Below are 14298 nucleotides of genomic sequence, written 5' to 3'. Positions count from 1 at the left end.
GGGCTATGACGTTGCAAACCCGCAACACCGTTGTTGCCCCACCACGGTTCAGCGGGGCGGCAACGTCTTACGGCACCGTTTCAATTCCGGTCCCGGCCGCATCCCTGAATCTCGCATTGATCAGCACCACCTCGCGCCCTGCCCGGTTCAGGAGACTCGCTGCCACACTTGCCCGATATCCCGTGGCACAGTGCACCCAGATCCTGGTGTCCGGCAGCTCAGTGATCCTGCCGAGCAGCTCGTAAACCGGAATGTTAAGCGCTCCCTTGATATGGGAGGCCATGTATTCGTCCGGTCGGCGAACATCCAGCACCACGTCTGCCGGTTCCCGTTCCCTGAGCAACAAGCTCCAGTCCCCGTGCCCGTAGCTTGCCCGCGGATGGTCGGGGGCCAACGCGCCAACGTTCAGAACCGTGGATTGAGGCCCGACGGCGGCATCCGGGCTGTCGATTCCGATCCTCGCCAGGTCGCGAATCGCCTTTTCAACCTCTTCCAAGGGTCCCAACAGCGTGAGTGGCTGGTTCCACGGGATCACCCAGCCGAGGTAGCTGGTGAAATTGTCCCCGCGACCGTACTCAAAACTCACACTTCCCTGGAGATGGCTGTCCGCGAAGGCCACGCGATGCCTCAGATCCACCACCCACTCCCCTGCCCTCAAGCGTCGGCCCAGTTCCTCAGCGTCCACGGAGTCCGGAACCTGCAAGGCTGCCGGGCCAACACCCGCCGCATTGAGTGGGCTCATGTGGGCGTAGTACGCCGGGTGGGCGGTGATGTTCGCCAGCAACTCAGAAACGAAATGGTCCTCGTTGGGATCCGTCAGGGCGTGGTTGGACTTTGCTTGCTCGCCGATCGTCGATGATTCCTGATGGCTCGCGGGGCCGATGGAACAAAATGATCCGAAGCCGTGGGTCGGGTAGAGGGCCGCTTCAGGATGCGCCGAGTCCACCAGTCGCCGGACCGACGAGTATTGATCATGGGCCAACGTCGCCGTGTCGTGGGGCGAGACCAGGTCCGTGCGCCCCACTGAACCGTAGAGCAAGCTGCCGCCGGAAAACACAGCTTCCGTGCCGCCGTCGTGAGTGTCATCCCGCACCACATATGAGAGGTGCGTGTGGGTGTGGCCCGGAGTGGCCACCACGCTGACCAAGAGGCGGCCGACGCGGAGGACCTGGCCATCGGAAACGGGGACTCGGGCAAACGAAACCTCGTCGGCAGCGTTCACCAGATACTCAGCACCGTGCTTTTCCGCCAGAATGAGCCCGCCGGTGACGTAGTCATTATGAAGGTGCGTTTCTGCCACATGTGTGATCCGGACACCGGCCTTCAATGCCGCGCCCTCTACACGGTCGATGTCACGTTGGGGGTCGATTACCAACGCAACGCTGCCGTCGTGCACCAAGTAGCTCCGGTCCCCCAACTGGGGCGTTTCGATGACGACGACATCCATGCTTCAGGGTACCGCCGGGCGCTAAACCCAGGGGTTAAAGCACAGCGGGGCCACTCTAATGAGTGACCCCGCCCTGCAAGGGAACGACTAGACCTGCGCGGCTACGCCATCACGGGAAATGTTGACCATGTCCTCGCGCGGCACAACCTTGATGCGCTCACGCTTGACCTCAACACCATGGGAGGTGCCGGCCTCGGTTGCTGCTGCGCCGAGTGCGAGCTCGTGGGCGTCCAGTGCCAGCCAGCCTTCCCAGCTGGTGAACTTCACGCCGCGGGAGTCAAGGAGTTCAACTACTGCGTCGGCTGCGGGAACCTCGGCAACCGGCAGGTTCTCGCGGTCTTCCAGGAGGTAGGTGACGGTTTCCAAGGCATCGCCCTTGGTGTGGCCGATGAGGCCAACCGGACCACGCTTGATCCAGCCCGTTGCGTAGAGGCCCGGCACGTGCTGGCCGTCGGCGTCCAGGACGCGGCCGCCGTCGTTGGTGATAACGCCCTTCTTGTGATCGAACTCGACGTCCGGCAGGGCCGAGCCGAAGTAGCCGATGGCGCGGTACACGGCCTGGACCGGGTAGTCGATGAACTCGCCGGTGCCGCGGGCGTTGCCCGTGCCGTCCAGTTCAGTGCGCTCGAACTTGATGCCCGCAACCTTGCCCGGGGTTTCGGCGGAGTCAACGATCTCCACCGGGCTGTGCAGGAAGTGCAGGTGCAGGCGACGGGATGCCTTGAGCTCGGAGAGGTCCTCGGGCTGTTCGGCGATCCAGTTGGTAAGCGTGCCAACCATGGTCTTGATCTGGTTGTTCGTCTGGACCTGGCGGTCGGACTCTTCGTCGAACTCGAAGTCCTCGGCGTAGAGGATGATGTCTACGTCCTTGGAGTGCGAGAGTTCGCGGAGCTCCAACGGGGTGAACTTCACCTGGGCCGGACCGCGGCGACCGAAGACGTGCACGTCAGTGACCGGTGAGCTCTTGAGCCCGGCGTAAACGTTATCCGGGATTTCGGTGACCAGCAGGTCATCGGCGTGCTTGGACAGAACACGGGCTACGTCCAAGGCCACGTTGCCGTTGCCGAGGACAGCGATTTCGGTGGCCTCCAGCGGCCATTCGCGGGGAACGTCCGGGTGTCCGTCGAACCAGGAGACGAAGTCGGCACCGCCGAAGGAGCCCTCGAGTTCGATGCCCGGGATGTTCAGGTCCGCGTCCTTGATGGCGCCGGTGGCGAAGATGATGGCGTCGTAGTGCTTGCGGAGGTCCTCGATGGAGATGTCCGTGCCGTAGTCCACGTTGCCGAAGAAGCGGATGTCGCCGCGGTCCAGGACCTTGTGCAGGGCGTTGACGATGCCCTTGATGCGGGGGTGGTCCGGAGCAACGCCGTAGCGGATGAGGCCGTACGGTGCCGGGTAACGGTCAAAGAGGTCGATGCTGACGGTGAGTTCGCCGCTCTTGACGGCCTCGCTCTTGGTCAGGATGTCCGCTGCGTACACGCCGGCCGGGCCGGAGCCGATGACGGCGACGCGAAGCGGACGGTCCGCAGAACCTACGGGGGTGCTAATTGACACGGCTGTGTTCCTTCTTCTTCTCAGTTACTGCGGACGCGGGGACGATTTGGGGTAATAGTGCTGTAGTCAGCGGTCTTGAAGTGTTGCGGGGCAAAGGGGCTGACACGGACCACATCGCCGATCACGATGACCGCCGGGTTGGCCACGCCGACGGCTTCCGCCTGGTCCGCGATGGTTCCCAGAGTGCCGATGGTGACGCGCTGATCCGGCAAATACCCGTTCTCTACGATACCTACTGGTGTGTCCAAAGGCAGACCGGAGCCTGCCAGCTCAGCCGCGGAATCGCGCAATTGCGCCACTCCCATGAGCAACACCACAGTGTGATCAGGGCGTGCGGGGACTTCGGACAGCTCTTCGTGGCCGGTCACTACGCTGAAGCCTTTGGCCAGCCCGCGGTGCGTCACCGGGATGCCCGCAGCGGCAGGAACCGAGATTGCCGATGTCACACCGGACACGACTTCAACCTCGACGCTGTTCTGCCGGCAGAATTCTGCTTCCTCGCCACCGCGACCCAGAACGTAGGGGTCGCCGCCTTTGAGGCGCACCACGCGGTTACCCTTCAGGGCTTCGTCCACGAGGATTTGGTTGATCTCCAGCTGCGGCACCGGGTGGTGGCCGGGTGTCTTGCCCACCTCAATGACGCGGACGTCCGGGGCAAGCTCTTTCAGCAGCTCACGCGGGCCAAGACGGTCAGCAACCACGACGTCGGCCTGGCCCAGCAGGCGTCGGCCACGAACTGTGATGAGTCCCGAGTCGCCAGGGCCTCCACCTACCAAAGCGACAGAGCCTGCGGGCGTCTTGCCGGCAGCATCCGGCTTGCGGTGGCGGCGGAGCGGAAGGTCCCCGGTTTCGAGGGCCGTGGCGACGGCGTTGCGAAGGGCCATGGCACGGCGCGGGTCTCCCCCGGCGTTGATGGCGATCTTCACGTCGTCCACCACGGCCACGGCGGGTGTCCAGGCGGCTGATGCTTCGTGATCCGAGGCGTTGACGCACCAGATGCGCTGGGCCTCGGCGTCGGCCGCTACCTGGGTATCCACAGCGGCAGTGCCTGTGGCGGTCTGAACGAACCAGACGCCGTCGACGTCTGACGTGCGGTACTCGCGCTGCTCCCACGTGAGGAGGCCGGAGGTGGCGAGTCCGCGAAGTGCCTCAGTGGCAACGGGAGCGACCACGGTGACTTTCGCACCGGCGTCGAGCAGTCCCTTGGCGCGGCGCTCCGCGACGGGCCCGCCGCCCACAACCAGCACCGGGCGGCCGAGAAGGCGCAGTGCGGTGGGGTAAATGTCCTGTATTGCCATGAAAAAACTGTAGGGCGGCTCCGTAACATGCTTCAAAGGCTCGGAAACACCCGGTAACGCTGGGTAATCCAACGTCACATAATTCCCCGATTACTTCGGAGAAACACTGTCCCTAAGCCTCAGGTAATAGGCCCGCTGCTCCTTGCCCAAGTGCTCAATCGCGTAACGAAGCGCCGTCCGCGGCATGGTGGCGGCGTGTTCGTCCAAGAAAGCCAGCAAACGTTCGCGGCTGCTGCGCCCTGCATCGCGGACCCAACCGCCCACCGCTTTGTGGATGAGGTCTTCTTTGTCGTGCAGCAGGATCTCGGCAATAGCGAAGGTGTCGTCCAGCTGGCCCTCTCGGATGAATGCCGACGTCGCGACGATGGCTGTCCGGCGCTCCCACATGTTCTCCGACCGGGCCAGGTCATACAGCGGGTCTCGCGGCTTATCCATCAGCCAACCGCCCACCACGCGCCCCGCACCCAAATCCACCAGGTCCCAATTGTTGATGCGGTCGTGCCTGCGCAGATAGAGCTCGTACAGTTCCCTGCGGCGATCTTCCGTGGTCTTCTTTTTCTGCGCTTGAAGGGCCATGATCTTTACGGCACCAGCCCTTGCCTCGTGGATGTCCTGCTCCAGGAGCTTCTCGATCTCATCCAGGGGCATGGCCGCGAACTCCTTGCCGAGAGTGAAAACCTCGCCCATGCGGACGCCCAAAAAGAAGTCACCCTCGGCGTAGTCGCCTTGGCCGGTCTTGAAGTACCGCTGGTACTTGGCCTGCTCGACGTCCGACTGCCGCACGTGGAGCCGTGCCAGGAACTCGACGGCGGTGGGCTGGGTTCCCGGTGCCAGCGCGGCTTTGGGTGCCTTGGCTGTCTTGTCCGGTTTAGGCGCCTTCGCTGGCTTGTCCGGCTTTGGTGTCTTTCCAACCTTGGGGGTCATCCCTCAATAATGCGCCTAAAAGACCGACCAGCCAGTACGCGTAGTGAATTCGTCCAGCGCGGCCACGCCTGCCACGGAATTCCCGGACCTTCCCAGGCCAGGGCTCCACACGCTGATGGCGCACTTGTTGGGAACCACGGCCACGATCCCCCCGCCCACGCCGCTCTTGCCCGGAAGGCCCACGCGATACGCGAATTCTCCCGCGGCATCGTACGTTCCGCAGGTGAGCATCACGGCGTTGATCCGCTTGGTCTGCGCCGGTGACAGCAACAGGGTTCCGTCTCCCCCCAAACCGTTGGAGGCCAGGAACCGGGTTGCGAGCGCCAGGTCTTCACAGGTCATGGCCAGGGCGCACTGCTTTGCGTAGGAGTCCAGAACGTCGTCCACCGGATTTTCCAGGTTGCCGCAACTTGCCAGGAAATGCGCCAGCGAGGCATTGCGGTGACCGTTGGCCAGCTCCGAGCCGGCAACGTGGTGATCAGTGTCAACGCCTGCGTTGCCTGTCTCTTGGCGCATCAAGTCCCGCACGGCATGGGCGGCGTTGCCTGTCAGGCTAAGGAGCCGGTCCGTCACCACGATCGCACCGGCGTTGATGAACGGGTTGCGGGGTATGCCTTCCTCGCTCTCCAACTGGACCAAGGAATTGAACGGATTACCCGAGGGTTCGCGGAACACCCGCTTCCAGATGCGGTCGCCATCGGAAGCCAGCACCAAGGCGAGGGCGAAGACCTTGGAGATGCTTTGGATGGAGAACTCCACGTGGGCGTCCCCGGCCGAAAACACGTCGCCATCCCGGGTGACTACCGAGATCCCGAACTGGTGAGCGTCCACCGCCCCGAGCTGGGGAATGTAATTAGCCACGGATCCTTGGCCGATGTGGGGTTGAACTGCTCCGACAATGTCCTCGAGTAGGTTCTGAATGTCCACGGTCAACCCCTGTTTCGGCGTGAGTCCCGTCCTCGTTGAAGGGACTCCGCAAATGTTCCTGTCTCCTGCGCGTAATCACGCACAGCCAGCAACATTACCTGCCCTACTGAGGCTCCGTGTTCGCTGCATGAAACTAGACCAGGCGTCGAGTGTGGCTCATCTGCCTTGCTCGGGGCGGGCATCGGACCACCCGGCACTCTTCGTCTTCGGGTCTTCACACCGGCGAGTTGGCGATCCGGACGCAGTCGGCCCGTAAGGCCGACAGTTCTGGGAGGGCTGCCGGGTTACCCAAAATGTTGAAGAGTGGCAGGTGCTTACGAAGAAGAGCCCGCTCCTCTGCCTTATGGTCGCGGGTCAACACGATCCAGTTCACGAGAAGGTTCTGATTGATCCAGGCGATGATCGCCACTTCGTCGACGGGGGCGAAAGTGTAGTTCCGGGTGTTCGCTTTCCCCATAAGGCTGCCGGCTACAGGACGATAGCCGAGGACCGCACCAACGCTTCGGAAGAACGTACCGTGCCCCTTCGCCCGAAGTTCCTGGCCAAGGAGACGAGTCTTCAGGCTCGTCCGAGCGATTCCGACATACAGCAAGTCATGGGCGCTACGCTCGCTCAGACCTGCAAATGGCGCAGGGAGTGCTGATCTATCCCGGATTCGGATGGCATACAGCCCAGCACGATCGGGGACCTTAGGGTCAATTTCCCCGGCCGGCTTGAAGCTATCGGAACTGAGTAGTTCTTCTTCGATCGCGGAAGAAACCACGGACGCATCAACCGAGGGCTCCAAAATTGACAATCTCGGCTCGTTCCTTAGGTCCCAGGACGATCCGAGCCATTCCGCAAGACTGATAGTGCTTCCCGACTGAATGAACAGTTTCGGGTAGTTCTTGGTCCGTCCGTGAACTTGGAATGGGGTGACCGGAGAACGGTCCCGTTTCACGTACGACTTGCGTGCGTTGACGTGTGTTGCAATCGCTGTGGTTGTCATTGGCTGGCCACGCTCGAGGAGGATCGCCCGAATGGCCTCGTGAAGCGTCATTGCTCGTCCTTTGGTCCGTCATGGTGCGGTAAACATCGGTACGGCACGTCGGTTGAGCCGCACTTTAGCCCCGAGCCTAATCGAACGGGACCTGAAGCGACTTTTGGTCGTTGGCGCTCCACCCGAAAGCCGGGGCAACGTGTTTCGCGACGTTCCCCAACAGCTTGGCGTTGTAGTCCACGCCCAGCTGGTTCGGCACTGTGAGCAGGATCGTGTCGGCTGCCTGGACTGCCGCGTCTTTGGCCAGCTCCTCGGCCAACGCGTCCGGCTCGCCGATGTAGCTTTTCCCGAAACGGGACAACGCGCCGTCGAGAATGCCTACCTGGTCCTGGCTGTCTGCCTGGGCACGGAGGCCGAAGTAGTGGTTGTCGATGTCGTCCACGATGGGGATCACGCTGCGGCTCACAGAGATTCGCGGTTCGAAGTCATGCCCGGCAGCGGCCCAGGCCTCGCGGAACATATGGATCTGCTCGGCCTGCAGCTCGTCAAAGGGCACACCCGTGTCCTCCGTGAGAAGAGTGGAGCTCATGAGGTTCATGCCTTGCTCGGCTGCCCACACGGCCGTCTTCCGGGTTCCGGCGCCCCACCAGATCCGCTGTGGCAGGCCTGGTGACTGGGGCTGGATAGGCAGCAAACCTGTGGCCCCTCCGGCGTAATGGGGATCCGCCTCGGCGACACCGTGCCCTGCGATGGCTTTGCGGAACAGGGCGGTGTGGCGGCGGGCCATGTCGCCGCCGTCCTCGCCGTCGGCTGGGACGTACCCGAAGTTCGCGGCACCATTCCGGGCGGGCTCGGGTGAACCACGGCTCACGCCAAGCTGGAGCCTGCCGTCACTGATGAGGTCCGTAGCCGCGGCTTCCTCGGCCATGTAGAGCGGGTTCTCGTAGCGCATGTCGATCACGCCGGTACCCATTTCGATGCGGCTGGTCCGCGCGGCGATCGCGCTCAAGAGCGGGAAGGGCGAGGCCTGTTGCCGGGCGAAGTGGTGGACACGGAAGAAGGCGCCATCTATGCCCAGCTCCTCCGCGGCAACTGCTAGCTCGATTCCTTGCTTGAGCGCTTCGCCAGCCGTTGGGACGAGCGAGCCAGGGACCCGCGCCCAGTGGCCGAAGGACAGGAAGCCGATCCGTTTCTTGTGCATGTCCGGAACAACGCTGACCCGTGCCGGCTCATTCCTCAATCAGCGCGTCGATAGTGCATTGCCACCACGCCGTTGCTGAGCGGCGTCGCGGAGATCAGATCGAGGTGCCGGGTGCCGGGCAGTCCGCCTTGGTACAGGGTGGGGCCGTGGCCGGTGATCATGGGGTGGATAAGGAATTTGTAGTCGTCGATCAGATCCAATCGGTCCAACTCTGTGGCGAGTTTGCCGCTGCCTACGAGCACCCCGTTGGGAGTCCTGTCCTTGAGTTCCTGCACCGCCGTGCGCAGCTCCCCGGCGACATGATGACTGTTGGTCCAAGGGAAGTCGCTCCGCGTCGCCGAGACGACGTACTTCGGCTTGGCTTCGAGTTTGACCGCCCACTCGCGCAACGCCTGGGGCGCGTCCACTTCCCCGCGGGCCACCAAGGGCCAGTAGACTTCCATCATTTCGTAGGTGGTGCGGCCCCAGAGCATTGCGCCGTTCTGGTCCAGGAGTCGTGTGAAGTGGGCGTGCGTCTCGTCATCGGCGATGCCCTCCTGGTGGTCAACACAACCATCCAAAGTGACGTTGATGCTGAACGTTAGACGGCCCATTCGACGATTCTAGGCCGCCGAGGGCAATAGCGCAGCGTCTGGACGAGGGCATACAGGCGTGCGAAATGGTGCAGCCGAAAAGCCGAATCCTTGAAGGCTATACCCTCCGGGGGTATGCTGCTGTTGGACGATAAGGAGGTGGAAGAGCATCGTGAACAGGCTAGTGTTCCCTCGAGCTCTTTCCACCATCTCCGGACGGCTCTCGCTCCTGCTTCTGGTGGCAGCTGTGATTGCGGGCATTTTTGGCATGCATGTGGTCAGCGGATCCCATGGCGTTCACTCGGCCGACTCTGTGTCTCCGGAAGTAGCCCCTGATTCATCACCTCACGCGCACGCCTCTTCGCAGCTTCTCCATGGGCCTTCGCCTGCGGAAGCGGACAGGTGCACGTCTGGAGGCTGCTCCTGCGTCCAGGCCGACAACGCCAACTGCATCCCTTCCTTGAAAACCGGCTCCTTGGCTGCGCCGCCTCCAGGTACCGCCGTTGCCATCATCTCCGCAACCCAGGGACACCAAGAACCCCCGCCTTTCTGGTCCTATCGGCCAGACGCGCCCACACCCGGGCAACTCAGCATCAGCAGGACGTAAGCATTGGAACGGGCCAACGGCATGCAGGCCCGACTTCGCCATACCTGGTCCCACGTTTTCGGGGCCCATCTGCTTACCCTTGGCGGCCGACCACCGTGCCGCCTGAATTGGCAAAGGACCATTCACTGATGAACAAAAAGCGCTTCATTGTCCCAGGGGCCGCTCTTGCAGGCCTGATCGCATTGGCCAGCTGTGCTTCGAATCCCGCTTCCGATTCGATGCCGGGCATGGATCACGGCAACACCACCGCGTCTGCCAACAGCAGCACCTCCGAGCACAATGCGGCGGACACAATGTTCGCCCAAATGATGATTCCCCACCACGCCCAAGCAGTGGAAATGTCCGACGCGATGCTGGCCAAGAAGGACATCCCTGCGTCTGTCATCGCTCTGGCAACAAAGATCAAAGCAGCGCAGGCACCGGAAATAGACAAGATGACGGCTTGGCTCAAGAGCTGGAACGAGTCGTCCACCATGTCCGGCCACGGTGGTCACAGCATGGACGGCATGCTGAGCGACGCCGAGCTGCTGAAACTCGATGGCTCCCAAGGCATGGAGGCGGCCAAGCTCTTCCTGAGCCAAATGATCGCCCACCATGAAGGCGCCGTCACCATGGCCAAGACCGAGACAAGCCAAGGCAAGAACCCCGACGCCGTCCAGCTCAGCAAGGACATCGTGACCTCACAGGAGCAGGAGATCCAGGAAATGAAGGACCTCCTGGCCGGTCTCTAGCGCCGCGGTACCGTGACGCAAAAGCCCGACGGCGGGAGGTCGCCGTCGGGCTTTTGCGTTGCGTTTGCGTGACTCGCAGCGTTTCCCGCCAAACGCACCCGTAACCACTGGTGCAAACGGCGCGAAAGGGCGCGGACCCGACGCCGAAAGGGTGCGCTACTTCGCGTGGGCCTCGCCCGCTGCTGCTTCACTTCGTGGATCAACGACTGTGGTGGGAGGCATTGGCTCCGGGTTGGTTGGTCCCGCGCTCTCGATTCTCCACTCGCTTCCCACCCTCACTAACTCAAACTTCTGCTCGTAGACGTAACCCTCGTCAGGTCCCGTCACCCCAGCCACAGGTGCATGCGACAAATGAGTCAGCTCCGACGCGATGGCGTGCGCCCCACCATCAACGAGCGTCAACTCCTTGATGGTTACTTCCGACCTGCTGTCCGTGAAGGCAACCCCATGGCGAAGAAGGTCTTCGGCCTTCCTGCGAAGCTTCAGATATTCCTGTTCCGTTGCAGCCACGGCAGACGGGGCGAAGTAGTGGTCAATCTCGTCGGTGCTTGGCGCCAGCCCGGAAACAATCTGATGATTCCTACGATCGATGGCTTGCTCGATGACGGCTTGTATGGAGGCCACGGATTCGGGATCCGGTTTCGCGGACGGACTCCCGCACGCGGAGACCGCCATGAGGCCAACTGCTGCGCTTGTTACCAGGAGCCTCCGGGACACGAGCATCAGGCCGCCTCTCACATGAACCCTAAAACCGCCTCCCCCAATTGAAGGCTCTCCGAAAAGTAACAGCCCGCCCTCAGGAGCACCAGACCTCGGTAAGAAAAGGCTCGACGGCGGGAGGTCGCCGTCGGACGTTTGAGTCGCGCCCCATGCCGCTCGCTACGGGTTCCGCCAAGCGCACCTGTAACCACCGGTGCAAACGGCGCGAAAGGGCGCGGACCCGACGCCGAAAGGGTGCGCCCGGCGCGAAGGAGTGCTGGTGGCGCGAAGAGGTGGAACCCGCCAAGGTCTAGCGGCTGCTGCCCGCCAGCAAACCCCGGCGCTGCAGCAAGCGCTTTTCGATCGGCCCGAACACCAGGAGCTCGATCAAGATTCCCACGAACAGGATCAGAAGGATCGCGGACATCACAATGGTCATGTCGGACAAGAGTCGGCCTTGATCCAACAACGAGCCCAGCCCAAAGCCGATGGTGCCGCCCACCGCGATGATTTCAGCGGCCATGAGGGATCGCCAAGAGAAAGCCCAGCCCTGCTTCAGACCGCCGATGTAACCGGGAAGTGCGGCCGGCAGGACAATCTGCAGCGCCATCTGGAGACGGTTGGCCCCAAGGACCGTGCCCACGCTGCGGTACTGCGGCGGGATCTGGTCCACACCGGAGATGAGCCCGTTGATGATGGACGGGATGGCGCCCATGAAAACAACGAAGTATACGGTGGCGTCGGTGAGGCCGAACCAGATGATCGCAGCAGGAACCCAAGCCACAGACGGTAGAACCTGCAAACCGGAAATCAGCGGCCCGAACGCACGGCGCAAAGGAGCCACCTGAGCCAGGATCAGCCCTACAGGCGTCGCGATGACCACCGAAATCAGGAAGCCGATCACACCACGCTGCAGAGACGTCCACACTGCTTCCTGGACTTTACCTTCGCCCCACATTGTGACGAACTGGGTGAGGACGTCCAAGGGTCCGGGAACGAGGTCGCGCCGCTTGAATTCGAGCGAAACGTAGAACTGCCACGCCAGGATGAGGACCACCAGGGCGGCAACGGGCAGCAGCACCCGCTTCCATTCGATGCCGGCCTTGCGCCCGCTATCCGACTGGAGGTTGTCCAGGCCGGCTTCGAGGTCGCGTAGTTCCGAGGCGTTGCCCTTCAGCGACGGCGAGGTGATGTGCTCTTTGGAATCTGTCACGGGAAGGGTCCGCTCTTCGGTGGTGATGGGGTTACTTGGCATGGCGGCGGATCTCCTCGCGAAGGCGGCGCGTGATGGTTCCGGTGAGCTCCCCAGCACGTCCCGGATCAGTGCGATGCTCCTCGGTGACGTCCCATTCGGCCACAACGCGGCCGGGACGCGAGGACAGCAGCAACACCCGCTGGCCGAGACGGACGGCCTCGCGCACGTTGTGGGTAACGAACACGATGGTCCGGCCGGTTTCCTTCCAGATCCGCTCAAGCTCGTCGTGGAGGAGGTCGCGGGTGATGGCGTCGAGGGCGGCGAACGGCTCGTCCATCAACAGCAGTTGCCGGTCCTGTGCCAAGGAACGGGCCAAAGCAACGCGTTGCCGCATGCCGCCTGACAGCTCATGGGGACGCTTGTCCCCCGCGCCGCCCAAGTGCACCAGTTCCAGCAGTTCGGTTGCGCGGGCACGCCGGCTCGCCTTGGTGCTGGACTTGTCCGCCAGCTGCAAAGCCAACTCGATGTTGCCCCGCGCCGTCAGCCAAGGGAACAGGGCCGCGTCCTGGAACATGAAGGCTGCGCCGTCGCTGGGCACTTCAAGAGCGCCCGACGTCGGCGGTTCCAGTCCCGCCATGATGTTCAGCAGGGTGGACTTACCGCAGCCGGACGCACCGAGGAGGGCGACGAATTCGCCTTGAGCGATGGTGGCGTTGACGTCGTCCAGCACCGGGGCGCCATCGCCGAAGCGCTTGCCCAGGTTCTCGAGTACGACTGGCATGGTCCCGTCCTTCGTGTTGATTGGTAGAGCTTATGTGGCCAAAGGCCGGCCCGCTCCCCCATGAAGAAGAGGGGAAGCGGACCAGCCCGTTACTGCTTAGTCTTGGCCAAGACCTGCAGCTGAGGTCTTCTTGCCTTCAACCTCGTTCAACGTGCGGAGATCGAAGATGCCGTTGATGTCAGCCTGCTGGGTGGTTCCGGCTTTAACACCGTCTTCCAGCAGCTTGTTGTACGTTCCGGCCAGCGGGTCGGTGGTGAACTTGATGTTCTGCAGAGCGCGTTCAATCACGTTGGCCGGAAGCGGCTTGCCTGCCGTGTCCTTCAGAACCGCGTTGATGGTGGTTGCCTTCTCCTCAGCAGAAGCCGAGTTGAGCCAGTTCACGGATTCAACGTGACCCTTCAGGAGAGCCTTTACGGTCTCGGGGTGTTCGGCGGCGAACTTCTTGTTCACGATCAGGATGGTGGTGGTGAAGTCACCGTTTTCCCACAAGTCCTTCTCATCAACCAGGACCTTCGCCCCGGCTTCGAGCACCAGGCGGGAGGCCCAAGGCTCAGGCAACCACGCGCCGTCGAGCTTTCCGTCCTGGAAGAGCTTCAGCGACTGGGCGTTTTCGGTGGGGTTGATGTTCACATCGCCGCTGCCATCGGTGTTGGTCTTGAATCCTTGGTCGCCCAACCAAGCGCGGAGGGCCACGTCCTGGGTTCCGCCAAGCTGCGGGGAGCTGAGGATCTTGCCCTTGAGGTCGGCCGCGGAGTTGATCTCCGGCTTGACCACCAGCTGGGCGCCGCCCGATGCTGCGCCGGCGATGATGCTGATGGACTCGCCCTTGCTCTTGACGAAGGAGTTGATGGCCGGGTTCGGGCCAATGTACGTAGCGTCGATGGCGCCGGCGTTCAGGGCTTCGATCGCGGCGGGGCCAGCGTTGAAGACCTGGGTGCTGAGCTTGGTTTCGCCGAGTTCCTTGGCGATCAGGCCCTTGCTGGTGCCTACCAGCGCCGGGCCGTGGGTGACGTTGCTGAAGTAGCCGAGCTTGAGCTCAGCCGCGGGCGTGGTGGTGGGAGCCGGTGCAGCTTGGTTGTTCTGCGAAACAGCGGAAGCGACTGCGGCGCCTGCACCGATCAGCAGCACCAGGCCGACTGCCAAGCCGATTTCCAGGGTGCGGCGGCGCTTGGGCTTGGGTGCGGTCTCACCGGCGACAATGCGAGTGGTACCGGAATCAGGTTTGTGTGACTCGGAGGTGTTCGACATGAGGGGGTCCTAAGGAGATGTTGGATGCGAGTTGGGGCGAAGATCAGGCCCCGTGACATCGCCCGTCGAGGGCAAGCAAGGACCATTCCGGAGAGGTCATGCATTCACAGTAGGGACTGTCATATTTCCGCTTCA

Annotated in this window: 14 protein-coding genes; 2 read left to right on the top strand and 12 right to left on the bottom strand. The window is 62.7% G+C overall.

From position 1 onward, the window contains the following. Positions 1–67: 67 nt before the first annotated feature. The 8 genes from J3A64_RS01360 to J3A64_RS01325 form a co-directional block, all read right to left on the bottom strand. Entirely contained in the window at positions 68–1447 is a 1380-nt protein-coding gene (locus tag J3A64_RS01360) for a rhodanese-like domain-containing protein (RefSeq protein ID WP_210063494.1), read from the bottom strand. Positions 1448–1534: 87 nt separating this feature from the next. Then, entirely contained in the window at positions 1535–3001 is a 1467-nt protein-coding gene (locus J3A64_RS01355) for an FAD-dependent oxidoreductase (protein ID WP_011775711.1), read from the bottom strand. 20 nt (positions 3002–3021) lie between these two features. Beyond that, complete coding sequence (gene cobA / locus J3A64_RS01350; RefSeq protein ID WP_210063493.1) at positions 3022–4299, bottom strand: uroporphyrinogen-III C-methyltransferase; 1278 nt, start codon at positions 4297–4299, stop codon at positions 3022–3024. Positions 4300–4389: 90 nt separating this feature from the next. Continuing rightward, positions 4390–5223, bottom strand: coding sequence for a DNA alkylation repair protein (locus tag J3A64_RS01345; protein ID WP_210063492.1), 834 nt, complete (start codon positions 5221–5223; stop codon positions 4390–4392). Positions 5224–5238: 15 nt separating this feature from the next. Beyond that, positions 5239–6150 (bottom strand): glutaminase, encoded by a 912-nt coding sequence (locus J3A64_RS01340; RefSeq protein WP_043471420.1) that lies wholly within the window; start codon positions 6148–6150, stop codon positions 5239–5241. 214 nt (positions 6151–6364) lie between these two features. Beyond that, positions 6365–7189 carry a GIY-YIG nuclease family protein gene (locus J3A64_RS01335; RefSeq protein WP_210063491.1) on the bottom strand — a complete coding sequence of 275 codons (825 nt, stop codon included), beginning with the start codon at positions 7187–7189 and terminating at the stop codon, positions 6365–6367. A gap of 76 nt (positions 7190–7265) precedes the next feature. Then, positions 7266–8330 (bottom strand): LLM class flavin-dependent oxidoreductase, encoded by a 1065-nt coding sequence (locus tag J3A64_RS01330; protein WP_014922471.1) that lies wholly within the window; start codon positions 8328–8330, stop codon positions 7266–7268. A 35-nt stretch (positions 8331–8365) separates the two neighbouring features. Continuing rightward, on the bottom strand, positions 8366–8923 hold the full coding sequence (locus tag J3A64_RS01325) for a dihydrofolate reductase family protein (protein WP_011775718.1): 558 nt from the start codon (positions 8921–8923) through the stop codon (positions 8366–8368). 151 nt (positions 8924–9074) lie between these two features. Between J3A64_RS01325 and J3A64_RS01320 the strand changes: the two genes are divergently transcribed. Together J3A64_RS01320 and J3A64_RS01315 are read left to right on the top strand one after the other, a co-directional pair. Further along, positions 9075–9509 (top strand): hypothetical protein, encoded by a 435-nt coding sequence (locus J3A64_RS01320; RefSeq protein ID WP_210063490.1) that lies wholly within the window; start codon positions 9075–9077, stop codon positions 9507–9509. Positions 9510–9637: 128 nt separating this feature from the next. Beyond that, on the top strand, positions 9638–10240 hold the full coding sequence (locus J3A64_RS01315; protein WP_286176132.1) for a DUF305 domain-containing protein: 603 nt from the start codon (positions 9638–9640) through the stop codon (positions 10238–10240). Between the two features lie 156 nt (positions 10241–10396). Here J3A64_RS01315 and J3A64_RS01310 read toward each other — a convergent pair whose 3' ends face one another. The 4 genes from J3A64_RS01310 to J3A64_RS01295 form a co-directional block, all read right to left on the bottom strand. After that, on the bottom strand, positions 10397–10963 hold the full coding sequence (locus tag J3A64_RS01310; RefSeq protein ID WP_286139772.1) for a hypothetical protein: 567 nt from the start codon (positions 10961–10963) through the stop codon (positions 10397–10399). Between the two features lie 286 nt (positions 10964–11249). Continuing rightward, entirely contained in the window at positions 11250–12194 is a 945-nt protein-coding gene (locus tag J3A64_RS01305) for an ABC transporter permease (protein WP_011775722.1), read from the bottom strand. Then, a complete protein-coding gene (locus J3A64_RS01300; RefSeq protein ID WP_014922475.1) occupies positions 12184–12915 on the bottom strand; it encodes an ABC transporter ATP-binding protein in 732 nt (243 codons plus the stop codon). Before J3A64_RS01300 ends, J3A64_RS01305 begins: the two co-directional genes overlap by 11 nt. Positions 12916–13011: 96 nt before the next feature. Beyond that, on the bottom strand, positions 13012–14163 hold the full coding sequence (locus tag J3A64_RS01295; protein WP_011775724.1) for an ABC transporter substrate-binding protein: 1152 nt from the start codon (positions 14161–14163) through the stop codon (positions 13012–13014). Between the last annotated feature and the right edge of the window lie 135 nt (positions 14164–14298).

Origin of the sequence: Pseudarthrobacter sp. PvP004, assembly GCF_017876035.1 — a bacterium.
GTDB lineage: Bacteria > Actinomycetota > Actinomycetes > Actinomycetales > Micrococcaceae > Arthrobacter > Arthrobacter aurescens_A.
This window is presented reverse-complemented; position numbering and strand designations above follow the sequence as displayed.

What these genes read in the sequence shown, in the direction of transcription:
- J3A64_RS01330 (WP_014922471.1), bottom strand. Translation starts at nt 8,330, where the DNA reads ATGCACAAGAAACGGATCGGCTTCCTGTCCTTCGGCCACTGGGCGCGG.
- J3A64_RS01305 (WP_011775722.1), bottom strand. Translation starts at nt 12,194, where the DNA reads ATGCCAAGTAACCCCATCACCACCGAAGAGCGGACCCTTCCCGTGACA.
- J3A64_RS01310 (WP_286139772.1), bottom strand. Translation starts at nt 10,963, where the DNA reads ATGCTCGTGTCCCGGAGGCTCCTGGTAACAAGCGCAGCAGTTGGCCTC.
- J3A64_RS01325 (WP_011775718.1), bottom strand. Translation starts at nt 8,923, where the DNA reads ATGGGCCGTCTAACGTTCAGCATCAACGTCACTTTGGATGGTTGTGTT.
- J3A64_RS01360 (WP_210063494.1), bottom strand. Translation starts at nt 1,447, where the DNA reads ATGGATGTCGTCGTCATCGAAACGCCCCAGTTGGGGGACCGGAGCTAC.
- cobA (WP_210063493.1), bottom strand. Translation starts at nt 4,299, where the DNA reads ATGGCAATACAGGACATTTACCCCACCGCACTGCGCCTTCTCGGCCGC.
- J3A64_RS01345 (WP_210063492.1), bottom strand. Translation starts at nt 5,223, where the DNA reads ATGACCCCCAAGGTTGGAAAGACACCAAAGCCGGACAAGCCAGCGAAG.
- J3A64_RS01335 (WP_210063491.1), bottom strand. Translation starts at nt 7,189, where the DNA reads ATGACGCTTCACGAGGCCATTCGGGCGATCCTCCTCGAGCGTGGCCAG.
- J3A64_RS01295 (WP_011775724.1), bottom strand. Translation starts at nt 14,163, where the DNA reads ATGTCGAACACCTCCGAGTCACACAAACCTGATTCCGGTACCACTCGC.
- J3A64_RS01315 (WP_286176132.1), top strand. Translation starts at nt 9,638, where the DNA reads ATGAACAAAAAGCGCTTCATTGTCCCAGGGGCCGCTCTTGCAGGCCTG.
- J3A64_RS01300 (WP_014922475.1), bottom strand. Translation starts at nt 12,915, where the DNA reads ATGCCAGTCGTACTCGAGAACCTGGGCAAGCGCTTCGGCGATGGCGCC.